The organism is Avibacterium sp. 20-126 (genome assembly GCF_044358625.1).
GTDB lineage: Bacteria > Pseudomonadota > Gammaproteobacteria > Enterobacterales > Pasteurellaceae > Avibacterium.
The window spans coordinates 778,946-802,698 of record NZ_CP091457.1; the positions used below are offsets into that span (position 1 = coordinate 778,946).

Annotated in this window: 19 protein-coding genes and 1 pseudogene; 7 read left to right on the top strand and 13 right to left on the bottom strand. The window is 41.3% G+C overall.

What is annotated here, in order from left to right:
* Positions 1 to 3: 3 nt before the first annotated feature.
* Genes L4F91_RS03680 through L4F91_RS03690 form a run of 3 tightly spaced genes read right to left on the bottom strand, consistent with a single transcriptional unit; the run spans position 4 to position 3,540 of the window.
* Positions 4 to 891: an ABC transporter permease subunit gene (locus tag L4F91_RS03680; protein WP_250350560.1), complete on the bottom strand. Its 888-nt coding sequence runs from the start codon at positions 889 to 891 to the stop codon at positions 4 to 6.
* Positions 881 to 1,846, bottom strand: coding sequence for an ABC transporter permease subunit (locus tag L4F91_RS03685; protein ID WP_250350559.1), 966 nt, complete (start codon positions 1,844 to 1,846; stop codon positions 881 to 883). Before L4F91_RS03685 ends, L4F91_RS03680 begins: the two co-directional genes overlap by 11 nt.
* Positions 1,843 to 3,540, bottom strand: a complete 1,698-nt coding sequence (locus tag L4F91_RS03690) for an ABC transporter substrate-binding protein (RefSeq protein WP_250350558.1) — start codon at positions 3,538 to 3,540, stop codon at positions 1,843 to 1,845. Before L4F91_RS03690 ends, L4F91_RS03685 begins: the two co-directional genes overlap by 4 nt.
* 65 nt (positions 3,541 to 3,605) lie before the next feature.
* Here L4F91_RS03690 and L4F91_RS03695 point away from each other — a divergent pair, with 65 nt between their 5' ends.
* On the top strand, positions 3,606 to 5,009 hold the full coding sequence (locus L4F91_RS03695; protein WP_250350557.1) for a YcjX family protein: 1,404 nt from the start codon (positions 3,606 to 3,608) through the stop codon (positions 5,007 to 5,009).
* A gap of 21 nt (positions 5,010 to 5,030) precedes the next feature.
* Positions 5,031 to 6,086 (top strand): TIGR01620 family protein, encoded by a 1,056-nt coding sequence (locus L4F91_RS03700; protein WP_250350556.1) that lies wholly within the window; start codon positions 5,031 to 5,033, stop codon positions 6,084 to 6,086.
* Positions 6,087 to 6,303: 217 nt separating this feature from the next.
* Here the strand turns inward: L4F91_RS03700 and L4F91_RS03705 are convergent, their stop codons facing one another.
* From L4F91_RS03705 to L4F91_RS03730, 6 genes are all read right to left on the bottom strand, one after another.
* Positions 6,304 to 7,614: a nucleobase:cation symporter-2 family protein gene (locus tag L4F91_RS03705; RefSeq protein ID WP_250350555.1), complete on the bottom strand. Its 1,311-nt coding sequence runs from the start codon at positions 7,612 to 7,614 to the stop codon at positions 6,304 to 6,306.
* A gap of 173 nt (positions 7,615 to 7,787) precedes the next feature.
* Positions 7,788 to 9,194: a basic amino acid/polyamine antiporter gene (locus tag L4F91_RS03710; protein ID WP_250350554.1), complete on the bottom strand. Its 1,407-nt coding sequence runs from the start codon at positions 9,192 to 9,194 to the stop codon at positions 7,788 to 7,790.
* An 11-nt stretch (positions 9,195 to 9,205) separates the two neighbouring features.
* Entirely contained in the window at positions 9,206 to 10,099 is an 894-nt protein-coding gene (locus L4F91_RS03715; protein WP_250350553.1) for a homocysteine S-methyltransferase family protein, read from the bottom strand.
* Between the two features lie 264 nt (positions 10,100 to 10,363).
* On the bottom strand, positions 10,364 to 11,455 hold the full coding sequence (ychF, locus tag L4F91_RS03720) for a redox-regulated ATPase YchF (protein WP_250350552.1): 1,092 nt from the start codon (positions 11,453 to 11,455) through the stop codon (positions 10,364 to 10,366).
* Between the two features lie 16 nt (positions 11,456 to 11,471).
* Positions 11,472 to 12,062 carry an aminoacyl-tRNA hydrolase gene (gene pth / locus L4F91_RS03725; RefSeq protein WP_250350551.1) on the bottom strand — a complete coding sequence of 197 codons (591 nt, stop codon included), beginning with the start codon at positions 12,060 to 12,062 and terminating at the stop codon, positions 11,472 to 11,474.
* 48 nt (positions 12,063 to 12,110) lie between these two features.
* Positions 12,111 to 12,527, bottom strand: coding sequence for an EamA family transporter (locus tag L4F91_RS03730; protein WP_250350550.1), 417 nt, complete (start codon positions 12,525 to 12,527; stop codon positions 12,111 to 12,113).
* A 94-nt stretch (positions 12,528 to 12,621) separates the two neighbouring features.
* Between L4F91_RS03730 and L4F91_RS03735 the strand changes: the two genes are divergently transcribed.
* The 4 genes and pseudogenes from L4F91_RS03735 to xseA all read left to right on the top strand — a co-directional run.
* Positions 12,622 to 13,053, top strand: a complete 432-nt coding sequence (locus L4F91_RS03735) for a type II toxin-antitoxin system RatA family toxin (protein ID WP_395897349.1) — start codon at positions 12,622 to 12,624, stop codon at positions 13,051 to 13,053.
* A complete protein-coding gene (locus L4F91_RS03740; RefSeq protein ID WP_395897351.1) occupies positions 13,053 to 13,442 on the top strand; it encodes an RnfH family protein in 390 nt (129 codons plus the stop codon). Before L4F91_RS03735 ends, L4F91_RS03740 begins: the two co-directional genes overlap by 1 nt.
* Complete coding sequence (locus L4F91_RS03745; protein ID WP_395897353.1) at positions 13,435 to 14,631, top strand: JmjC domain-containing protein; 1,197 nt, start codon at positions 13,435 to 13,437, stop codon at positions 14,629 to 14,631. The genes L4F91_RS03740 and L4F91_RS03745 overlap by 8 nt, the downstream gene beginning before the upstream one ends.
* A gap of 2 nt (positions 14,632 to 14,633) precedes the next feature.
* A pseudogene (gene xseA / locus L4F91_RS03750) lies at positions 14,634 to 16,127 on the top strand (exodeoxyribonuclease VII large subunit); the annotation flags it as partial.
* Positions 16,128 to 16,986: 859 nt separating this feature from the next.
* On the opposite strand, the gene fdhE reads toward xseA, so the two are convergent.
* The 4 genes from fdhE to fdnG form a co-directional block, all read right to left on the bottom strand.
* Entirely contained in the window at positions 16,987 to 17,895 is a 909-nt protein-coding gene (fdhE, locus tag L4F91_RS03755; RefSeq protein WP_395897355.1) for a formate dehydrogenase accessory protein FdhE, read from the bottom strand.
* Between the two features lie 87 nt (positions 17,896 to 17,982).
* Positions 17,983 to 18,669: a formate dehydrogenase subunit gamma gene (locus tag L4F91_RS03760; RefSeq protein WP_250350544.1), complete on the bottom strand. Its 687-nt coding sequence runs from the start codon at positions 18,667 to 18,669 to the stop codon at positions 17,983 to 17,985.
* Positions 18,662 to 19,585: a formate dehydrogenase subunit beta gene (fdxH, locus tag L4F91_RS03765; RefSeq protein WP_250350543.1), complete on the bottom strand. Its 924-nt coding sequence runs from the start codon at positions 19,583 to 19,585 to the stop codon at positions 18,662 to 18,664. Before fdxH ends, L4F91_RS03760 begins: the two co-directional genes overlap by 8 nt.
* 1 nt (position 19,586) lies before the next feature.
* Positions 19,587 to 22,643, bottom strand: a complete 3,057-nt coding sequence (fdnG, locus tag L4F91_RS03770) for a formate dehydrogenase-N subunit alpha (RefSeq protein ID WP_250350542.1) — start codon at positions 22,641 to 22,643, stop codon at positions 19,587 to 19,589.
* Positions 22,644 to 22,912: 269 nt separating this feature from the next.
* Between fdnG and fdhD the strand changes: the two genes are divergently transcribed.
* Entirely contained in the window at positions 22,913 to 23,740 is an 828-nt protein-coding gene (gene fdhD, locus L4F91_RS03775) for a formate dehydrogenase accessory sulfurtransferase FdhD (RefSeq protein ID WP_395897357.1), read from the top strand.
* Positions 23,741 to 23,753 lie beyond the last annotated feature (13 nt).

Here is a 23,753-nt window from a genome sequence, read left to right on the forward strand (position 1 = left end):
TCCTTATTCATAATATTTTTCAATCGCTTTGTTAATGCCATTGCCGAGTAATAAGGCAACGAGAATGACCGCCATAATCGCAAGTCCCGGTAAGATGACAGTCCAAGGCGCGAGATAAATTAGCTCTAGAGAATCTTTAATCATTACGCCCCATTCAGGCATTGGGCTTTGCGCCCCGAGGGAAATAAAACTTAATGCACTAATATCCAAAATTGCGATGGTAAACGCGCGAGTAATTTCTTGGATATATTTCACCGAAATATTAGGGAAAATGGCTTCTTTGAGTAAAAGCCAATTTGATGCGCCTTCAAGACGAAGCATTAAAATGTATTCCTTTTTCAGCTCTTTTTGAATAGCTTGGTAAATTTCGTGAATAAAGTGCGGTAATAATGCCAATGTAATGGCAAGCATTGCGTTAATCAGGCTAGGCTGCATTAAGGTCGCTATAATAATGGCAATCAGCAATATTGGGGTGGAAAGGAAGGCATCCAGAAAATGCCCGAGTACACGAGATTTGATTCCTTGCGACATTCCTGCCCAAACGCCCAGAATTCCACCTAATATTGCGGTAAAAACCACCACAATTAAGGCTGAACCTAAGGTGTAAGTTGTTCCTGTGATTAAGCGACTTAGGACATCACGCCCAATATCATCTGTACCAAAAAAATAGGCAATTTTTCCGCCATTTACCCAAGAAGGGGGCATTAGTTCAAAACCGATAAACTGCGTTTCAGCGGGATAAGGGGCAATGAATGTGCTAAAAAGTGCGGTCAAAATAAACAGCAAAAAAAGATAAAAACTGGCAAGTGCCACTTTATCTTGGCGGAATAATTTCCAAATGGTGGTTAATGTTTCTGTATGGCGAAATTCCGCCAGATCTTTATCTTGCATACCAACCTTTCTTATTTAACGGATCTAACACGAAGGTGAGTGTTTCTACCAATAAATTTACTACGATAATGCATAACCCAATCACGATAATGCCTGCGGAAATACTGTTGTAATCTTGTTGGGCAACGGCATTAATCAACCAACGTCCAATGCCAGACCAACCAAATGTGCCTTCAACTAACATACATTGTGCGATAACGAGCGTGAATAAGCGTGTCATTTGTGGCACAAGCAGCGGCAAGGTGTTGCGTAAAATATGAGTATATAAAATTTTGTACATAGACCAGCCTCTTGTCATTGAAATTTTGATATAAGGTTGTTCAAACAAATAGGCCGCTCGTTCTTGCACGATGCGGATAATCTCCATTGTAGGCCAAATCATTAGCACTAATGTAGGTAAAATCAGGTGTTGTAGCACATTTTGGATCACCTTAATGCGATAAGGGGCGTCAATAAACCATACATCAATAATAGGAAAGCCCGTGATTGGCTGAATTTCATAGAGTAAATTATATTGCCCAATTGCCGCAATTTCCCAACCATAAATGGCGGCGGCATAAAGCAATAGGGGCGCAAGCCAAAATACGGGTAAAGAAAGTCCTATCACAGATAAAGTGCGGATGATTTTTCCTAATAATTTTTTACGGTAAACCGCTCCGATAAGTCCTAGAGGAATACCAAAGAGCAACGCCAGTAAAATGGCGGTAAAGCAAAGTTCAAGGGTTGGGGGGAGTACCGTGAGAACTAAATCACTTAAGGAATCACCGCCATTGTAGCTAATCCCCAAATCCCCATTGAGCAAATTTTGCACATAGAAAAAATAGCCTGAATAAAAATGTGGTGTTGCCAAGACTTCATTTAGGGGATCACGCATTAACACAGCATAGCTAATCATAGACAGAATGACTAAGGTGATCACCAACAGGATCAGATGCCGAAAAAAAGATAGGATCATTTTCCTTCTCCTTGCTGATAGGATAGCGTTGTGAAGTTAATGCTACCAAAGGGGGCTAACTCCAAGCCTTTCACGCGCGAATTTGCAATTAACATTCGTTTGACATTAGCCACAGGAATAATGGGTAACTCGGATAAAATAATTTCTTGCGCGATATTATAATAATTAGCACGTGAACGTAACTGTGTGGTGTTTAAAGCACGATTCATTGCATCTTCAAAGGGGGCATAGCACCAGTTGGATAAATTGGTAATGTCATTGACTGTACCACAACTTAAAATAGGGCGCATAAAGCTATCAGGATCTAAATTCCCCGCGAGCCAGCCAGTGAGAATTAAATCATAATCTTCTGAGCCATTTCGGAGCTGCTCAATTAAATAAGTTCGCGTAACAGGGCGAATTACTAATTCCACCCCCACCTGTGCTAAATCCCATTTTATTAATTCAGCCATTTTGATTGGTGAAGGGTTATAAACTTGTTCTTCATTTAGCACCCACATTGTTAATTTGAGCTGCTTATCTTGTAAAAAGGCTTTCGCAGCGTTGGGGTTGTAATCATAGGCAAAGTCAGGGGTATTTACCGTTGCTGCCCAAGAAATATTTGGAATAATATTATTCGCGACACTTGCTGTATTATGATATATACGATGAATAATACGTTCTCGATCAATGCCTTGCGAGATTGCACGGCGTAGATCTAAATCTTTCATTGCTGGTTTAAGAAAATTAAATGCCAAATACGACAAATTCATTCCTTCGGTGGATTTCAGATAATATCGCTCATTAAATTGTTTCAAAATTCCCAGTTGGCTCACGTCAGGGCTAGAGGTAATCTGACATTCGCCATTTAAGAATTTAATCAAACGCCCCGTTTTGTCTGTTGAAAGGTCGATAATAATATGTTCAATTTCCCCTTTTTTACGCCAATAATCTTCATTTCTCACTAAACGAACATATTGATTACGCACAAAATTTTGTACTTTATAAGGGCCAGTTCCGACAGGCAAGGTGTCTAGCTGAGAAAGGTTATCGTCAGCGTTGAGTTGTAAGGCGTATTCTTGTGAGAAAATAATGGCATATTGACTGGCAAGATGGGAAAGAATCGACGCATCAGGCTGAAAGAGGTGGATTTGCACTTGATAAGGCGAGGTGGCGACCACAGACTCAATTTTTTCGCGTAATTTAATGCTTTCAAAATAGGGAAAACGTACTTTGCGTGCTTGTTCGTGAAAAATTCGATATTGCGGATTTTTGTAATCCACTAAGGTTTCTAAGGTAGGTAAATCCGTATTATGCCCTAGCACACGATTAAGTGAAAACACCACATCTTCTGCATTGAAATTGCGTGTTGGAGTAAACCAATCCGTTTGATGAAACTTAATCCCTTTGCGTAAATTAATGGTAATGGTTTTGCCATCAGCAGACAGGCTATAACTTTGTGCCAGTACCGGTTCAACCGTGGCACTGTTATTTTTGATTTCAAATAATTTATTATAAATTTGCTCGGTAACCACGTTCATACTGGTTCCCGCATCACTGGTTTGCGGATTAAAGGATAAACCGTTTGCTTGGGTGCAATAAATAAGTCCATTTTGCGTAAGGCTTTTTGGCACTTTAGGCGCTGCGTAACTTGGCAAGCTGATTAGGCTGGCACTCAGCAAAATAGCAGAAACAACGATTTTTCTTATAAACATAACAGGCATATTTGTGATAAATTATGGCGAAATTTTAAAGTATATTAGCGAAATTTAGAAATAAAATGTTTGATTATATTCAAAAAGAGCTGGATAACCTCATTGACCGTGGATTTGACCGCACTTTGCGTTTAGCCGTAACTGGGCTAAGCCGTAGCGGAAAAACGGCATTTATTACCAGTCTTGTGAACCAACTTTTACATATTAATACGCTGGATAACCCCCATTTATCCTTATTTTATGCGGCGCGAGAGAAACGGATTATAGCGGTAAAACCCATTGAACAACGCACGATGCACATTCCTCGTTTTGAATATGAAAAGAACTTGGAATGTTTGACAGACACCCCCGCACGCTGGCCTGATTCTACCCGCGGAGTGAGCGAAACACGCTTGGCAATTCGTTATCAACAGCGTGGCTTGTGGCGTCATTTAAAAGAAACCGGCACACTTTATCTTGATATTTTTGATTATCCGGGGGAATGGCTATTAGATTTGCCGTTGCTTGAATTAGATTTTCAACAATGGAGCGAGCAACAGCGCGAACTTATGCAAGGGCAACGCCTTGAATTGGCGCAAAAATGGCAAGAAAACGTAGCAAAAATCGACTTATTCGCCAAAGCAGATGCAGCGGTTTTGGCGCAACTGGCAAAGGATTACACAGAATACTTATTAGCTTGTAAAGCACAGGGCTTGCATTTTATTCAGCCGGGGCGTTTTGTCTTAGCGGGGGAATTGGAAGGTGCGCCTGCGGTGCAATTTTTCCCTTTGGTTCATCTTAATAAGGCGCAATGGCAAGCCCTAAAAAAAGCGGATAACGACAGCTATTTTGCTGTTTTGACAGATCGTTACGATTATTATTGCCAACATATCGTCAAAGGTTTTTATCGTGATTATTTTTCTACCTTTGATCGTCAAGTGATCTTGGCGGATTGCCTTACCCCCCTTAATCATAGCCAACGCGCTTTTTTAGATATGCAAGAAGGTTTACAAGCCCTGTTTAAGAGTTTTCATTATGGCAAACGCACCTTGCTCAACCGCTTGTTTTCACCAAAAATTGATAAATTGATGTTTCTTGCGACCAAAGCGGATCACATCACCAGAGAGCAACACCATAATTTAATTAGCCTACTACGTCAGTTAGTACAAGAAGGGGGGCGTTATGTAGCGTATGAAGGCATTAAAACCACATACGATGCGATTGCTGCGATTCGTGCAACACAACAAGTTATGGTGAATCAAAATGGAAAATTTTACCCCGCGATACAAGGCATTCGGCAAAAAGATCAGCAAAAAATCACCCTTTATCCCGGGGATGTGCCAAACCGTTTGCCAAACGCACAATTTTGGCAAACACAAGGATTTGAATTTGATCAATTTGAACCGCAGCCCCTTGAACCGGGCAGTGCAATTCCTCATTTAAGAATGGACGCTGTATTGCAATTTTTGTTAGCGGATAAACTGGATTGATCGCAAGAGAGAAAGATAACAATGGAAAAACAAATTTTTCACACCGCACTTGAAGATCGAGAACAACAAGCTTTTGCACCGAAACAAACCTTTTCACAAGAGAATTTAATCATAGAAACGGATGTAGAAGATGAATCGGGCGATCTCGCACCACAATTTGAGCAAGCACTCCAACCTAAACCCCGTTGGTGGAAAAAATGGCTGGCAAGTTCAGCGATCTTTTTTACTGGCGCGCTGATTGCACAGTCGATACAGTGGTTGATTGATACGTGGCAACATCACCAATGGATTTATTTTTCTTTTGCGCTGGCAAGTTGCTTTTTTGTGGTGTTGGGAATTGGTGCAATGGTGAACGAATGGCGTAAGCTCGTACACTTAAAAAAACGAATGGCATTGCAAGAGAAAAGCCAATTTTTATTAAACAAAAGTGCGGGGGATTTTCAGCAAGATTTTTCTGTACAAGAAAGCGAAAAAGTGCAGCAGCTCTGTCAAGACATTATCAAAGCGATGGATATTTCACCGCAATCACCAGAAGTTATCCAATGGCAAAAGCAATCTAATGAAGGACATTCTGCTAGCGAACGTGCCGATCTGTTCAGTCAAACCGTATTAAAACCGATTGATAAACAAGCACAAAAACTGATTAGTAAAAATGCCATTGAAGCGGCGGTAGTTGTTGCAGTGAGTCCTTTAGCGGTGGTGGATATGTTTTTTGTTGCGTGGCGAAATATTCGTTTAATCAACCAATTAGCTAAACTTTATCATATTGAACTGGGGTATTTTAGCCGTTTGCGTTTATTGCGAATGGTCTTGTTGAATATGGCTTTTGCGGGGGCAACGGAAGTGGTCAAAGAAATTGGAATGGACTGGCTTTCGCAAGATGTGACGGCAAAATTTTCCGCCCGTATCGCACAAGGTGTTGGGGTTGGGCTGCTTACCGCAAGGCTTGGTATTAAAGCGATGGAATTTTGTCGCCCGCTTGCTTTTAAACAGGAGGAACGTCCACGTTTAAAACATATTCAAAAAGACGTATTAGCGCATTTAAAAGCGCTACTCTTGCCAAGTAAAAAAGCTTAATCATTGATAAAAACATTGCCCTAAGCATTAATGTGCGAGGGCAATGTTGATTATTGCCAATGGCTTAATGGTCTGAAAATCCCAAAATCTAGCAAAACTCAGTGAAATGGCTTGAAAAAATTCTCTCCATTCTCCCACAATTTGCCTTATTTTGTGGACAAGGTGGTCTAGTTTTAACCACATTATCCCAATAGCGATCCGCTAATAGAATCGCTGCTTAGCCATTTTCTTTTGAATTTTTATCTTGTGGTAGCACCAAGTTTAAAATCAAAGCTAATAATGATCCCACGGTAATGCCAGAGCCAAGGACTTCTTTAAAAAAGTGTGGGAGTTTTTCGAGCAATTCTGGACGAGTAGTAACGGCTAAGCCGCAACCAATGGAAATCGCGATGATTAATCCGTTGCGTTTGCTGCGTTCAATGCGATCTAACATTTGAATTCCCGCTGCAATAATCATTGCAAACATCATCAAACCCGCGCCACCAAGCACTGGAAGTGGAATGGAAACAATTAATGCACCGAATACAGGGAATAATCCTGCTAGCACTAATAATGCTCCTGTTATGGCGACCACATAACGGCTCGCTACGCCCGTGAGAGAAATCACCCCAATATTTTGTGAGAAAGAGGAAAACGGCGTGGTGGACATTATCGCAGCAAGGGCTGAACCTAAGCCATCACATAACACGCCACCGCGTAAATGTTTACCCGTGATTTCCGTTTTAGTGGCGTTACCTAAAGCTAAGAAGTTACCACTTGATTCCACAATGGTTACCAAATAGGCGATAGACATCCCAATAATGCCGGAGAGTGGGAAGGCTAAACCAAAATGTAACGGTTGCGGTACGGCAAAAATTTGTGCGTGTTTAACCCCATCAAAATTCACCCAACCTAGAGCAAGCGCCACTATATAGCCTGTCATCATTCCAATAACAATGGCGGCAGCGGAAAAAATGCCTTTGCCCCATTGAACTAAAATGACCACAATGACCAACACAAAGCTCGCCATCAGCAGATTTTCTGGTGTGGCATAGTTGGGATCAGTGCGTTGTCCACCGGCAAACCAATCTACGGCAACAGGAATCAGGCTAAGACCAATCATCATCACTACCGTTCCGGTTACCACTGGTGGAAATAATTTACGGATATAGGGCATAAAGAAACTGCCGATGATCATCACCAGCGATCCCACGAGGGAAGCGCCTAAAATCCCTGCAACGCCATCTTCACTAAAGCCAATGGCAAGTGCGGCAGCAACAAAGGTGAAACTTGTTCCCATTACGCTTGGTAAACGAATGCCAATTGGGCCTAAGCCACGGCATTGGATAATGGTAACCACACCGGAGATAAGTAAAGCGGCATTGACTAAGGTGATGGTATCCGCGGTAGGTAGCTTGAGTACATTACCAATCACCAATGGCACAGCGATAATACCACCTAATGCGGCAAGTAAATGTTGAGCGGCTAATAATAGACTTAACCCAAAAGGTGGTTTGTCTTCAACGGAATAGAGTAGATTGTTGTTCATAAGGCTTTCCTAGTCGATAAAAAATAGGGCGAATTATACTGTATATTTTATTTTAAGCAATCGTTTGCTTTTTGGCGGTGAAAACATTGTAAAATGACACCGCAACTTTATTTTGTCCTATTTTTTATTGTGATGAAAAAAAGCAGATCGATATGATCTGCTTTTTAGATAACTTAGAATTCAAAATTTATCAGTACGTTAATTGCCCAAATAAAGAGTAATGCAAAAAGGACAATCAGGGCTTTTTCAGCGTGGTTTAAATTGAATTTGCCTTGCGATTGGTGGCGAGAATATAGGAATAGCGCAATACCGGGTACATATAACGCCACAGAAATCAGCAGATAATCAAGTCCTGCGGCATATAAAATCCATAGCCCATAAAGTGTGGCAATAAATCCCGTGAGTTTAATATACCAAGCACAATGTTGCTGAAAGGCTAATTTTAGCAAGTAAGCGCCAATCAGTAAGTAAGGCACTAAGATCATTGAAGTTGAAATCAGTAGTAATGCTTCATAGGTCTTGCCTGTGAGTAAAACCAAAATAAGGCATAGCTGTACCACAAAGCCGGTAAACCATAAGGAGTTAATCGGCACATCATTGTCATTGAGTTTATTCAGAATTTGTGGAAATGCCCCATTTTTAGCACCTCGATAAGGGACTTCTGCCGAATACATCGTCCAGCTAATGTAAGAAGCGAGTACAGAAATAATTAAGCAGACGGTAATGAGAACTTTGCCACTTTTGCCGATCATTAATTCTAATAGTCCAGCCATAGAAGGATTTGCCATTTGGGCAATAGTTTCTCTTGGTAAAAGACCTAAAGAAAGCACCGTAATTGCAATATAGAGTAATAACGCAATAATGATGCCTAATACGGTTGCAATGCCCACATCGCTGCGTTTTTTTGCGTGAGCGGAGAGTACGGCTGCCCCTTCAACCCCAGTAAAAACCCACAAAGTGATGAGCATTGTATTTTTCACCTGATCACTCACTGTATTATTTAATGCGATTCCTTTTATATCGCTATTAAAGGTTTCTGGAGAGAAAAAGCAAAAGGCGAGCGCAATAAATAAAATAAGCGGAAAGACTTTAACGAGGGTGGCGATTAAATTAACAGAAGCGGCTTCTTTGACCCCTCTTGCAATCAAAAGATGAACAAGCCACACCACCAGTGAAGAACCGATAAAAGAGGCGAGGGTATTGCCTTGCCCAAAAATAACGACATTTTCGCTATCTGTAAAGGTACCAATACCTTCAAAAGCGACAACTAAGTAGCCCACAATCCCGATGGTTGCACAGAGCCAGTAACCCCAAGCGGATAAAAATCCCATTAATTCACCAAAACCTTCGCGTGCGTAAGTATAAATCCCACCGTCTAATTCAGGTTTAAGGCGTGAAATAAAAAAGAAAGATAATCCAAGAAAAATAATCCCAATGCCAGTAATCAGCCAGCCAATCAGTAGGGCTTCTGATCCCGCAACAGCAGCCATATTTTGCGGTAAGCTGAAAATTCCTGAGCCAATCATCGAACTCAGCACGAGGGCGGTAAGAGAAATTAAACCAATTTTTTTATTTGACATCCTGTATTTCCCTATTTTTTGAAATAATCTGAAAGTGCTTGAATATGCTCTAAGCCAATACCACAGCAACCGCCAATAATGCTTGCGCCAGCACGTTGCCATTTTTTCGCCCAAACTAAATAGGCTTGGGGATCAAGATCTTTACGTACTTCGTCTAATCCTTCATTGGCGGTGGCTTCTTTGGTTTGTGGTGCAAAGGCGTTGGCATAAGCCCCTGTGGCAATGTGTTCAGCCTGATGTTTTTGTAGTACCTGTTGGGTTACTTGTAAGGCTTGTTCAATCACTTCTGGCTGACAGCAGTTAAATAAAATGGCACTCACGCCTAATTCAATCATTTTTTCTACCGCACTTTGTACTGATTCCCCTGAACGTAGGCTCGCTGGAAGATGCGGGTTTTCATCTTGCAAGGTAAAGGAAACCCACAGAGGACGATCATCGGGTAATAAAGGTTTGATTGAGACAGGCTCAATAATGGCGCTTTGGGTTTCGCATAACCAAAGATCAACGTAAGGGGCAAGCCCATTGATGAGTGGCAGAGCAATCTCTTTAACACGCTCAGCTTGAAATAAATCAGGTCGATAAGAGCCAAATAAGGGAGGCAGAGAACCCGCAATTTTAATGGATTTTCCGCTATTTTTCACCGCATTTTTAGCCAGACGACCAGCAAGATCGGCAAGCATTTTGCCATCAGCAACAAAACGTTGTTCACCAATGTGAAAAGGCACAACCGCATAACTATTCGTGGTAATCACTTCAGCGCCATGGGCAATAAAGTTCTGATGAACCTGTTCAATAGCTTGCGGTTTTTCATAAAGTGAAAGTGCCGACCATTCTGGTTGGCGAAAGGGTGCGTTTAAACGCATTAATTCACGGCTCATTCCACCGTCAAGAATTGTGATTGTCATTTTTGCTTCCTATAAAGTAAAAAATAAGATGATATTAACCTGTCATTTGATGAGGATATTTTAATCTACACTCATTTAATGAAAAGAACACGTCCGTTTACATTAAAAATAAAACAGTGAACTGATCTTTCTATCATAAAGAGGTAGTAACACCGTATTATTTTAAACTGGAACAACAGTAATTAAAAAAATACCGCACTTTTTCTCAAGTGCGGTAATATTTTTATCTATTTTTTAGATCAAAATAGCATAAGCTAGAATGAATTAGACATTAAAACGGAAATGCATTACATCGCCATCTTGAACGATATAATCTTTCCCTTCTAAACGCCATTTTCCTGCTTCTTTTGCCCCGTTTTCGCCTTTGTACTGAATGAAATCAGCATAAGAAATAACTTCGGCGCGAATAAAACCTTTTTCAAAATCAGTGTGGATGACCGCAGCGGCTTTTGGTGCTGTGGCGCCGACGGAAACTGTCCACGCACGAACTTCTTTAACGCCAGCAGTGAAATAAGTTTGTAAATTTAATAGGGCATAACCTGCACGAATAACACGGTTTAAACCCGGTTCATCAATGCCTAGATCTTGCAGAAACTCCACTTTTTCTTCATCATCCAGTTCCGCAATTTCAGATTCAATTGCCGCACAAACAGGCACAACCACCGCCCCTTCTTTTTCCGCAATTTCACGTACACGATCTAAATAAGGATTATTTTCAAAGCCATCTTCATTCACATTGGCAATATACATTGTTGGTTTTAATGTAAGGAAGTTATAGCTCTTAATGGCGTGTAATTCGTCTTTATCTAATCCGACAGAACGAATCATTCCGGCATTTTCTAACACAGGGAGGATTTTTTCCATAATGGACAATTCAAATTTTGCCTCTTTATCGCCACCTTTGGCACGTTTAGTTAAACGTTGAATGGCGCGCTCACAACTGTCTAAATCAGCGAGGGCAAGTTCTGTGTTAATGGTGTCGATATCTTCAGCGGGATCAATTTTTCCGGCAACGTGAACAATGTCATCATTTTCAAAACAACGTACAACGTGGCCAATCGCATCGGTTTCACGAATATTAGCAAGGAATTTGTTACCTAATCCTTCCCCTTTGCTTGCGCCAGCAACAAGACCGGCGATATCCACAAATTCCATTGTAGTTGGTAAGACGCGTTCAGGTTTAACAATTTCCGCTAACGCGTCTAGACGTGGATCGGGCATTGGCACAACGCCAGTGTTTGGTTCAATGGTACAGAACGGGTAATTTGCCGCTTCAATACCTGCTTTTGTTAATGCGTTAAAAAGGGTGGATTTGCCCACGTTTGGTAAACCTACAATACCACATTTAAATCCCATAATATTTCCTTAATGTTTAATTTGATGCTTTAAAGCTATTGAGTCGATTTGTTGCTTTGTTAATGCCTTCTTTGATGAGAATTTCCACGCACACAGTGGCTTCATCTAAGGCTTTATCAATCAGTTGCCAATCTGTTGGTGAGGGTTTACCTAGCACATAGGCGGAAACCAGATTTTTATCACCCGGGTGTCCAATCCCCACACGCAGGCGATAGAAATTTTTATTATTACCTAGCTGAGCAATGCTATCACGCAAACCGTTATGTCCACCGTGTCCGCCCCCTTGCTTAATTTTGGCAACACCGGGAGGAAGATCAAGCTCATCGTGAATAATCAGCATTTCTTCTGGTTTAATGCGGTAAAAATTGGCTAATGCACTCACCGCTTTACCGCTTAAGTTCATAAAAGTAGTGGGGACGAGAAAACGAATTTCTTCGCCAAAAATCACCGCTCTTGCGGTTTTACCGAAAAATTTACTTTCTTCTTTCAGTTGAAAATTAAATTGACGGGCAAGGCGGTTAATTAACCATTCCCCCGCATTATGGCGGGTTTCGGCATATTTATCCCCCGGGTTAGCCAGCCCAACAATGAGTTTAATTTCTGACATACTTTCTTTAACTGGACAAAAATAGTGGGCTATTGTAGCGAAAAACAGTTATAACGCCAAGACCAATACACCCGCTAAAATTAAAATTGAACCGATAATGAGTTTTAAGCTGATGGCTTCGCCTAATATTACCACCCCTAACACAATGGCGATAACCACGCTAAGTTTATCAATGGGGGCGACCCAAGAGGCGGGGGCAAGTTGTAATGCACGATAATAGCAAAGCCAAGAAAGCCCCGTAGCAACCCCTGATAAAAGCAGGAAAATAAAGGGCTTTGCGGCGATATGTTGGGGGAGTTGCCATTCGTTACGCAACGTAATGATACCACCAGCCACAACCAATACCACAAGGGTGCGAATAAACGTAGCAAGATTGCTATTTATCCCCTCCACGCCAAGTTTGCCCAAAATGGCGGTGAGTCCGGCGAAAAATGCTGATCCAATGGCGAAAATGACCCAATTCATCGTTTTTCCTTATTTTTTCGTGCGTTTATCACCGCACTTTTGTTTGATATTCGCTATAATAGCAAAGTTTTTTTAGAGAAAAATAGAAATAAAAATGCCAAGAGTTAATCAAAGTGCCTTAGTGCCTTACAGTGCCAAACAAATGTATGATTTGGTGAATAATTATGAACGTTATCCGGAATTTGTGCCGGGCTGTGTGGAAAGCCGAACGTTAAGTCGTGAGCAAAATCAGCTTACCGCAGAATTAGTCATCAGCAAAGCGGGCATTCGTCAGCGTTTTACCACACAAAATACAATGGTGGAAAATCAGCGTATTCAAATGCAGTTAGTGGAAGGCCCGTTTAAATTTTTGCAAGGGGAATGGCAGTTTGTGGAAATTGATGAGCAGTGTTGCAAAATTGCCTTAGCACTGGAATTTGAATTTTCCAATCCGATTATTGCAATGGCGTTTGGGCAGATTTTTACTCATTTAACCAGCAAAATGATCGATGCGTTTAAACTGCGTGCCAAGGAGGTTTACGCCTAATGTCTAAATTAAAAATTGAAATTGCTTATGCTTTGCCTGATCGTTATTTTTTGAAAACCTTGCATATGGAACAAGGCACAACCGTGCAAACCGCAATTTTGCAATCAGGTATTTTACATCAGTTTAGCGAAATTGATTTGCGTGAAAATAAAATTGGAATTTTCAGCCGTCCAGCAAAATTAACCGATCTTGTAGAAGACGGGGATCGCATCGAAATTTACCGCCCTTTACTTGCTGATCCTAAAGAGATCCGCCGTAAGCGAGCGGCACAACAGTTACAAGAACAGCAAGCACAAAAGCAAGCAGAAAAAGAAGCAAAAAAACGTGCAAAACAGTTAGCCCAAGATCAACAATCTGCAAACGAGCAAGAGGAACAAGGCGATGATTAAATTTTGTTTACCTGAACACATTAGCCCAGAACAATTTTTACAAGAATATTGGCAAAAGAAACCGTTATTAATTCGCAACGGTCTTCCACAAATTGTGGGACAGTTTGAGCCACAAGATATTATTGAACTGGCGCAAGGTGAAGAGGTTACCGCGCGCCTAATCAAGCAGCATAGCGATGAAAATTGGGAACTTAAGGTTAGCCCATTGATAGAACAAGATTTTGCTGATGTACCCGCACAATGGACGGTACTCGTACAAAATATGGAGCAGTGGTCGCCTGAATTGGGACAATTATGGAATGCGTTTGGTTTTATTCCACAGTGGCAACGAGATGATATTATGGTGTCTTATGCACCGCAAGGTGGCTCGGTAGGGCGACATTATGATGAATATGACGTGTTCCTTGTGCAAGGGTATGGGCATCGTCGTTGGCAACTCGGTAAATGGTGCGATCCTAGCACAGAATTTAAGCCTAACCAGCCGATCCGTATTTTTGATGATATGGGCGAATTGTTACTTGATGAAGTGCTTGGCCCCGGTGATGTGCTTTATGTGCCTTCCCGTTTATCCCATTATGGTGTGGCACAAGATGATTGCCTGACGTTTTCTTTTGGCTTACGTTATCCTAATTTAGCGGATATTTTTGAAAATGTGGTAAAAGCCTTTAATCAACCTAGCTTAGAATTGGATCTCAGTGAATTTTTAATTCCTCTCCGTCTTCACCCTGATCAGCAACCAACAGGGTTATTGGCACAGCAAAATATCACCACAATAAAGCAACAGTTCTTTGCTAGCCTTGCACAAAGCCCACAATTTGATGCCTTATTCAAACAAGCCTTAGCAAGTACAGTGAGTAGCCGACGCTACGAATTATTACCAACGGAAGGGGAGTACGATCCTGAAGAAGTGCGAGCGCTTTTGGAAGAAGGGGGCTTACTTTCACAAGATAATAATTGCAAATTGCTTTATACCGAACAGCCATTGCGTCTTTATGCCAACGGTGAATGGCTAGATGAACTCAACCCGTTAGAAGCCCAAATTTTAAAACGGTTATCTGATGGAGAAAGCCTGGATTTAGCGGATTTACACGAGTTAATGCGTGATATGCAAGACAAAGAAAGTGTAATGGAACTCTTGTTAGACAGCCTATGCAATTGGCTTGATGATGGTTGGGTGTTATTGGATTAAATATGGAAAATAGTGCAATTTATTCTGTTTCGCAACTCAATCAGCAGGCTCGCCAATTATTGGAGGGGCAGCTTGGGCTTGTGTGGCTCACAGGTGAAATTTCTAATTTTACTCAACCGGTTTCGGGGCATTGGTATCTCACCCTGAAAGATGAAAATGCTCAAGTGCGTTGTGCAATGTTCCGAATGAAAAATCTGCGTGTCTCATTTCGCCCACAAAATGGTATGCAAGTCCTCGTTAGGGCAAGTGTCAGCCTATATGAGCCACGAGGGGATTATCAGCTTATTATTGACACAATGCAGCCAGCAGGTGAGGGATTACTGCAACAGCAATTTGAAGCCTTAAAAATGAAATTGGCGGCGGAAGGATTGTTTGCCCAAAATCTGAAAAAAAACCTACCGCACTTTAGTCGCAAAGTGGGCGTGGTTACTTCGCCGACAGGGGCGGCATTACAAGATATTTTGCATATTTTACAACGTAGAGATCCTAGTCTAGCGGTGGTGATTTATCCCACTGCCGTTCAAGGTAAAGACGCCACGGCTGAAATTGTGCAAATGATCGAGCTTGCCAACCGTCGCCAAGAAGTGGACGTATTGATTGTTGGGCGTGGCGGTGGTTCATTAGAAGATTTATGGTGTTTTAATGAAGAAGCCGTGGCGCGAGCAATTTTTAATTCCGTCATTCCTGTGATCAGTGCGGTAGGACACGAAACCGACATAACCATTGCTGATTTTGTTGCAGATGTGCGTGCGCCCACCCCATCGGCGGCGGCAGAATTGGTAAGCCGTGATCAGCAAGAATTATTGCAACAGCTTGGCTATAAACGCCAGCATTTAGAAATGGCGTTAGATCGATGTTTTAATGAAAAACGCCAAGCATTAAATCAGCTCGTGTGGCGTTTGCAAAATCGCCATCCGCAAATTCAGTTTAATCAACAAAAGGCACAGCTAGAACAGCTTGCTTACCGTTTACAGTTTGCAATGCAACGTGAAGTGGAAAAATTGCAACAACAGATTGCCGTGCAACATCAACGTTTGCATTTAGCCATAGCGCGAAACCTTGCTACAAAAAAAGAATATTCACAAAGACTTCGCCAACGCTTGCAACATTGCCATCCACAAACACAGCTCAATCAGCGAAAAGCACACATTCAACAGCTAGGTTATGGCTTAAAACTTGCAATACAAGGTTATTTCACGAAAAAACAACAAAATTTCACTGCACTTAATGAACGGTTGCACAATAATCCATTACCTTATCGTTTGCAAAAGCAGGCTCAACATTTGCAACAATTAAATGTGCGGTTAGCTTTTTCTACGGAAAAACAACTGGCAAACAAACAAGGGTGTTTTTCGACGTTGTGCCAACAATTAGACGGATTAAGCCCATTGAAAATTCTTTCCCGTGGTTATTCCATCTCTGAAAATGAACAAGGCATTGCAATTACCCAAAGTCGCCAAGTGAAAGTGGGCGAGCGTGTGAAAACACAGTTAATGAATGGCATAATTTATAGCCGTGTTGAACAAATAGAAAAATAGTCACTTAATTTTGAAAATAAGATAGCGTTGGTTCGCCTTATTTTTGTACGAGTTATGTTGAACCGTATTGCCTTATTCCAACTTTAAACAGAGATAATTCCTGATATCTAAAAAAGATAACAATAATTTTTCTTTTTGAAGAAAACGCCTTCTTTTTTTGAGATAGATGAAAAAATAAAAATTTTAAAATTTTTCACGATTTTAGTTGCATTTCGTTTTTTTTTTACAATAGGGAGGATTTATCTTGATTTTATTGAGATAAAGCTAAACGAAATATTTTATTCATTTTTGTGGTTAAGGCGACTTAACCACTTTTTTGTTTTTAAAATGGGTGATTGTATTTACTTTCCTCCTTAAAAAAGTGAAGTGCGGTAAAAAATAGTAAAATTTTCTACCGCACTTTATAAATAAGAAAGGTTTTCTATTGCTATCACCTTGATGCCTTACTAGCGAGCCAATGGTGTATTGTTATCTTGCTTTATTTGCAAACATAAAAGAATTTCCCTCACTTTAGGGAAAAAAATAAAAATTTTAAAATTTTTCACGATTTTAGTTGCATTTCGTTTTTTTTTTTACAATAGGGAGAATTTATCTTGATTTTATTGAGATAAATCTAAACGAAATATTTTATTCATCTTTGTGGTTAAGGCGACTTAACCACTTTTTTTTGTTTTTAAAATGGGTGATTGTATTTACTTCTCACTTAAAAAAGTGAAGTGCGGTAAAAAATAGTAAAATTCTCTACCGCACTTTATAAATAAGGAAGGTTTTCTATCGCTATCGCGTTGATAGTTTACTGGCGAGCCAATGGTGGTTTTTACCCTGCTTCATTTGGAAACATAAAAGGATTTAATCCACTACGCGAAAGACCTTTTTCTTCCATTTCAATATCAAGATAGATACTTGCCAAATCATCAGCGATGGCTTCGACATAAGGGTCTTTCTCTTGATACATCATTTTCAGATAGCTATGGCAATCGCCGCAGCTTTCGGCTTTAACGGGGGCTGATTCGCTGTCAATTGACCAATAATCTAGTTTCCCCGTGTGATTACAATTGGTGCATTTGCTACGCACGACATTCCATTCACTTTCACATAGGGAGCAATGTACATAACGTAAACCTTGCTCTGAGCCAAAATGCACCACGCTGGCGGTCGGCGGGGCATTACATACTGGGCAAAGATGAAGGTGTTCACCGCTTTCCATTTTGCTGTTTTGTGGCAACTGCTGAGCAAGCTGAATCCAATAAAGGGAAAGTGCCGCCCAAATAAAGAGGGCTTTGTCGCTACTGACTTCTGAAAATTGTTGCGCGAGTAATTTGTCAGCAAGCTGTTCAAGCTCGTTGTCGGAGGTTTTTTCTAAATTCTCAATGGTAGCTTGAACGTTTTCGGTTCCATTATTTTTCATTTTATTGAGCAACGCGTGAAATAAGGTTCGCCATTGTGGATCGCGCTGCCATTGGGTGAGATTAAGTGGAACGCTTGTTTCTGTATTGATTTCAATTTTTTGCGTAACAGGCTGTTCGTTTAGTAGAGCGAGTTGGCAATCTACAATATTTGCCGCGAAGTTAAGGTAATCCGCCATTGGGTGATTTTTCGCCAGAGAACGTAAGCGTTCAGCTCGCCGTTGGTAAAGATTTTTGGGGTTGGAAAATAAGAGAACAGGGTGATGAAAAGAGCTAGCAGCTTGTACAATTTCATCTTTTGGTAGGATTTTGATACTCATAATTTTTCATCAGCTTTTGTCAATAAAGAAAGTGCGGTGTAAATTTGCAAAATTTTGCAAAAAATCACCGCACTTTGCCATCGTTAATTAGTTAGTGTGCTTTTCTTTCGCTTTTTCTGCGGCTTCTTTTTCAAGTTCAGGCAGAATGTCTTCACGGAACCAGCGTGGGTGATGTTTTTTCGCCCAGCGTACAGTTACCCAACCTTCAACCATTCCTCGAATAGAACCTTTCACCCAAAATGCCATATACATATGCACCATAATGCCGGTAAAGAGCATAAAGGCACTGGCAGAGTGGAGTAAAATTGCAATGCGAATTACCGGAATTGGGAAATTATGGGAGAAATATTGTCGCCACATAATAATCCCTGTTGCCAGTAATGTGAACATTGCTAGAATGAGCGTCCAAAACAGCATTTTTTGCCCTAAATTATATTTTCCGTTGTCTGAAACGGCGTGTTCGTTGCCTTTTAAGACTTCTTTAATATTTTTGAGCCATACCCAGTCATTTTTCTCCGGAATGTTATGACGCCAATAAATCAAGCAAAGATTAATAAACGCTACAAACATCACTAAGCCTGTGAATGGGTGGATAAAACGGGCAATTCTTGGATTACCTAAAATTTCCGTTAGCCAAGCAAAATCAGGGAAGAAAAAGGCAAGCCCTGATAAGCCAGTGGTGAAGAAACAAATCACAAGTAGCCAATGGCTTAAACGCGCAGGAAATTTATGGCGAACAACTCGTTGATCGTTGCTGATCTTAAATTTACTCATTTTCGCCTCCTTTCTGGGTTTGATTGTCTTCTGGTGTGACTTCATCGTGTTCTTCAAGCTCTTCCGTATTTGGCCCTACTGCAAGGTAGTGCGCAATTTCAGAAAGCACTAAGCCGCCCATTGCTACCGCTGCAACTGGTTTCAAGACGTCTTTCCATAATTTCACGCTAACGTCAATGTGTGGATCTTTTGGTAAACCTGAGTAAAGTTCTGGCTTATCCGCGTGATGTAAAACATACATCACGTGTGTGCCACCAACACCTTCAGGATCATAAAGCCCAGCATTTTCATAACCACGGGATTTGAGATCGGCAATACGGGTTTCTGCATAGTGTTTCATTTCTTCTTTTGTACCGAAATGAATTGCCCCTGTTGGGCAGGTTTTAACACAAGCTGGTTCTTGACCCACGGTTACGCGATCTACGCAAAGTGTACATTTGTACACGCGGTTATCTTCAGGGTTCATTCTTGGAATATTGAATGGACAGCCAGCGATACAGTAGCCACAACCGATACATTTATCTGATTGGAAATCTACAATCCCGTTTGCGTATTGAATTATTGCACCCGGTGAAGGGCAGGATTTTAAACAGCCCGGTTCACTACAGTGCATACAGCCATCTTTACGAATTAGCCATTCTAAACGATCATTTTCTTCAACTTCGTTGAATTTCATCACCGTCCACGCTTTGGCATTGAGATCGATTGGGTTATCGTATGAGCCGATACATTTTTCTGGCTCAGCACGAAGATCATTCCATTCGGAACAGGCCACTTGACAGGCTTTACAGCCAATACAAGTGGTAACATCAATCAGTTTTGCCACTTCAAGCTGATGATCCCGTGCGTGAGGTGGTGGTGTTAATCCCGATGTTGCAGAGGCTTTAATAATATCTTGTGATTGAACATTTCCCATATTATGCCCCCACTTTCTCAATATTTACCAACATACATTTTGATTCTGGGGTTTGTGTATTTGCATCACCTGCACGAATCGTCAGGTTGTTAGCAAAGAAGCCTTTTTTGCTTACCCCTGAGAATCCCCAGTGAATTGGAATACCTACGGTATGCACAGGTTTTCCATCGGCCATTAATGGACGGATACGTTTTGTAACTACGGCGACTGCTTTAATATAGCCACGTTTTGAGCTAACTTTAACGTAATCCCCGTTATTAATGCCTTTCTCTTTTGCGAGTGCTTCACCAATTTCAACAAATTGCTCTGGCTGTGCAATCACATTAAGTAGCACATTTTTTGTCCAGAAGTGGAAATGCTCGGTGAGGCGATAAGTGGTGCCGACATAAGGGAATTCCGCAGAAGTACCAATGTCTGCTTTATCACTTTCTAAAATACGCGCCACAGGGTTGGAGACCACATTTGGATGCAATGGGTTTGTGCCAATTGGTGTTTCAATCGGTTCATAATGCTCTGGGAACGGGCCATCAGCCATACGTTCACGAACGAATAAACCACTCACCCCTTCTGGTTGCATAATAAATGGTAGGGTAGGACTGTTCGGTGGAGCTGTGCCAAAGTCAGCCACATCCACATAGTTCCAGTTTTTGCCATTCCATTTAATCAGCTGGCGTTTTGGATTCCAAGGTTTACCGGATAAATCCGCACTTGCACGGTTATAGATAATTCGACGGTTCATCGGCCACGCAAAGCCCCAACCTAGAGTATTACCTAAGTTAGATGGATCTGCGTTATCGCGATTCGCCATTTGGTTCCCTTTTTGTGTCCATTGACCCGTATAAATCCAGCACGCACCAGAGGTGCTACCGTCATCACGCATTTGCGCGAAACTTGATAGCAGATCGCCTTTTTTCAAGATGACATTACCGTTGGCATCAAGCAGATCTTGTAAGGCGTAGCCGTTCATTTCTTTTGCCACTTCTTCTGCTTTTGGCTCAAGTGGGTTGTCATACTGCCAGCTCATTGCCTCAAGACTATCAAGGGATACGCCACCTTCTTTGTGGTAAAGCTCGATTAATGCTGCTCTTAATTCAGAAAGAATCTCGCCATCACTTTTTGCTTCAAATGGTGGTTCAACGGCTTTCCAGTGCCATTGTAACCAGCGCCCTGAGTTAGCAATTGAACCGTGTTCTTCCACGAAACAAGTTGTTGGTAAGCGGAATACTTCGGTTTGAATTTCTTCTGTTTTCACATCATTAAATTCACCGTAGTTTTTCCAGAATTCAGAGGTATCCGTGATTAACGGATCCATAATCACCAAGTATTTTAACTTACTTAAGGCTTTAATGATTTTGCCTGAATTTGGATAAGAGGCAACAGGGTTCATCCCTTGGCAGAAATAACCATTTACGCGCCCTTGATACATTTCTTCAATGTACCGGAACTGATCCATACCGCCTTTCGGTAATTTTGGTAAATAATGATAGCCAAATTCATTTTCTTTGGTTGCTTTTTCACCAAAGAAGGTTTTGAGCATACTTACCATAAATTTCGGCGTATTTTGCCAGTAATTGACCTGATCTTTCATCATTGTTTTCGGCGTAATACGGTTTAGGAAACTTTCTAAACTGGTATCCGCTTCCGTTGGCAATGGAATATAGCCGGGCAACATATGTGGGAATAAACCTAAATCGGTGATGCCTTGTACATTTGAGTGACCACGCAACGCATTCACGCCTCCACCTGAAACGCCGATATTACCGAGTAATAGCTGGATCATCGCCATAGTACGAATATTTTGTGAACCCACCGTATGTTGTGTCCAACCTAATGCGTACATAAAGGTTGCCGCTTTGTCCGGCGCAGAGGTTTTCGCAATTTCTTCACAGAATTGTAAGAAACTTTTTTGTGGTGTCCCGGTGATGCGTTCTACCATCTCAGGCGTATAGCGAGAAACGTGATCTTTTAACAGATTAATTACGCAACGCGGGTGTTGTAAGGTGAGATCACGAATTGGCTGACCTTCCGCATCAAATTGATAACGCCAAGTTGAACGATCATATTTACGCGTTTCAGGATCATAACCTGAGAATAAACCGTCTTCAAAGGTGAAGTTTTCATCAACAAGGAATGCCGCATTCGTATAATGTCTAACGTATTCGTGCTGAATTTGATCTTTTTCTAATAAATAACGAATAACACCAGATAAAAATGCAATATCAGTACCAGAACGGAGTGGCATATAAATATCTGCAACTGAAGCTGTACGGTTAAAGCGTGGATCAACCACCATTAACTTCGCACCATTTTGTTTTTTCGCTTCAATCGCCCAACGGAACCCAACAGGGTGAGCTTCCGCTGCGTTACCGCCCATTACAATGACTAAATCGGAATTTTTAATATCAACCCAGTGGTTGGTCATCGCACCGCGACCAAATGATGGAGCAAGACTTGCTACCGTTGGTCCGTGTCAGATACTCGCTTGGTTGTCGGTATAAATCATCCCGAGTGAACGAACAAATTTTTGCGTTAAGATACCTGTTTCATTGCTACAAGCCGATCCGGCTAAGAAACCCGCGGTCATCCAACGATTAACAGGGGTACCATTTTCATTGTTTAACACAAAGTTAGCATCGCGGTCTGCTTTCATATGTTTAGCGATACGTTCAATGGCTTCTTCCCAAGATATACGTTTCCACTCCGTTGAGCCTGCTTCACGCACTTCAGGGTATTTCACACGACGAGGGCTGTTTACATAATCTAATGCACCAGCCCCTTTAGGACAAAGCGCGCCACGGCTCACTGGATGATCGGGGTCACCTTCAATATGATAAAGTTTACCCACGCTATTTTTTGCGCCATCACCTAAGCTGTATAACAACATACCACAGCCTACGGCACAATAGGTGCAGGTATTACGGGTTTCTTTACCGCGTAATAACTTGTATTCGCGAGGTGCTGCTAAAGCGGTTGCTGGGGCAAAGCCCAACATCGCCGCAGACGTCCCAGCCATACCACCTGCACAGATCTTAAAGAACTTTCTTCTTGTGACCTGCATAGAGATGCTCCTTAACCAACAAAATTGTTGTGTTATTGTGTAGTAGATTTGTTTTTTATAGATATTCGTTTGGGCTAACTGAATTGTTCACATTTTTTATTTACCAAATAAACAACGGTAAGTCGCACATTTTCACCGATGAAATAATTCAGTTACAGTATAGTTTGTTGTCAAATTGTATTACAATTAGCACAACATAATACTGTGGCTAGGATACGCCTTTTCACACCTAAAATCTATAAGTAATCTTGATTAGAAAGGAAAAATTCTTGAGCTGGATCACAAAATCAACAGTTAATTTTTTCAAAAAATTAACAAATAATAAACATTCTCAACACATACCAATTTGGCAAGAAAAAGAAGAAATACTCGCAATAGAAACCCCTGTCGCCTTGGTTTATAACGGCATTAGCCACACAGTAATGATGTGTTCCCCGCAAGATTTAGTGGATTTTGCCCTTGGGTTTTCCTTAACCGAAGGCATTATCGAAAAGCCCGCGGATATTTATGGAATTGATGTTGAAGAAACCTGCAATGGCATTGAAGTACAGATAGAAATTGCTACACGTTGTTTTGTCACACTCAAAGCGCGTCGCCGCACCTTAGCCGGGAGAACGGGCTGTGGCATTTGTGGCACAGAACAGCTTGATCAAATTCATAAAAACTTTCCTATTTTACACCGCACTTATGTTTTGGATATTTATCGCCTTGATGATTGTCTGAAAAAATTACATTTAGCCCAACAGCTTGGGCAACAAACAGGCTCAACGCACGCGGCTGCCTTTTTTGATTTACAAGGTAACTTGCTTGCTATTCGGGAAGATGTTGGTCGTCACGTGGCTTTAGACAAATTGCTAGGTTGGCACGCCAAACAGCCAAAGCAACAAGGTTTTGTCTTAATTTCTAGCCGAGCTAGCTATGAAATGGTGCAGAAAGTTGTGAGTGCAGGCATTGAATGCTTAGTCGCTATCTCAGCCGCAACAGCACTTGCTGTACAACAAGCTCAACAAAGCCACCTGACTTTAATTGGTTTTGCCCGAGAGGGCAGGGCGACCGTTTACACTGGTAAAGAGCGGGTGGATTTTGCAGAGAATTGACTTTTAAAAGGAA

Coding starts and splice junctions, on each gene's coding strand:
- L4F91_RS03760 (WP_250350544.1), bottom strand. CDS start 18,669: ATGAGTAAATTTAAGATCAGCAACGATCAACGAGTTGTTCGCCATAAA.
- L4F91_RS03695 (WP_250350557.1), top strand. CDS start 3,606: ATGTTTGATTATATTCAAAAAGAGCTGGATAACCTCATTGACCGTGGA.
- ychF (WP_250350552.1), bottom strand. CDS start 11,455: ATGGGATTTAAATGTGGTATTGTAGGTTTACCAAACGTGGGCAAATCC.
- L4F91_RS03705 (WP_250350555.1), bottom strand. CDS start 7,614: ATGAACAACAATCTACTCTATTCCGTTGAAGACAAACCACCTTTTGGG.
- L4F91_RS03690 (WP_250350558.1), bottom strand. CDS start 3,540: ATGTTTATAAGAAAAATCGTTGTTTCTGCTATTTTGCTGAGTGCCAGC.
- L4F91_RS03745 (WP_395897353.1), top strand. CDS start 13,435: ATGATTAAATTTTGTTTACCTGAACACATTAGCCCAGAACAATTTTTA.
- L4F91_RS03685 (WP_250350559.1), bottom strand. CDS start 1,846: ATGATCCTATCTTTTTTTCGGCATCTGATCCTGTTGGTGATCACCTTA.
- L4F91_RS03710 (WP_250350554.1), bottom strand. CDS start 9,194: ATGTCAAATAAAAAAATTGGTTTAATTTCTCTTACCGCCCTCGTGCTG.
- L4F91_RS03730 (WP_250350550.1), bottom strand. CDS start 12,527: ATGAATTGGGTCATTTTCGCCATTGGATCAGCATTTTTCGCCGGACTC.
- fdxH (WP_250350543.1), bottom strand. CDS start 19,585: ATGGGAAATGTTCAATCACAAGATATTATTAAAGCCTCTGCAACATCG.
- L4F91_RS03680 (WP_250350560.1), bottom strand. CDS start 891: ATGCAAGATAAAGATCTGGCGGAATTTCGCCATACAGAAACATTAACC.
- L4F91_RS03700 (WP_250350556.1), top strand. CDS start 5,031: ATGGAAAAACAAATTTTTCACACCGCACTTGAAGATCGAGAACAACAA.
- L4F91_RS03735 (WP_395897349.1), top strand. CDS start 12,622: ATGCCAAGAGTTAATCAAAGTGCCTTAGTGCCTTACAGTGCCAAACAA.
- L4F91_RS03715 (WP_250350553.1), bottom strand. CDS start 10,099: ATGACAATCACAATTCTTGACGGTGGAATGAGCCGTGAATTAATGCGT.
- L4F91_RS03740 (WP_395897351.1), top strand. CDS start 13,053: ATGTCTAAATTAAAAATTGAAATTGCTTATGCTTTGCCTGATCGTTAT.
- fdhE (WP_395897355.1), bottom strand. CDS start 17,895: ATGAGTATCAAAATCCTACCAAAAGATGAAATTGTACAAGCTGCTAGC.
- pth (WP_250350551.1), bottom strand. CDS start 12,062: ATGTCAGAAATTAAACTCATTGTTGGGCTGGCTAACCCGGGGGATAAA.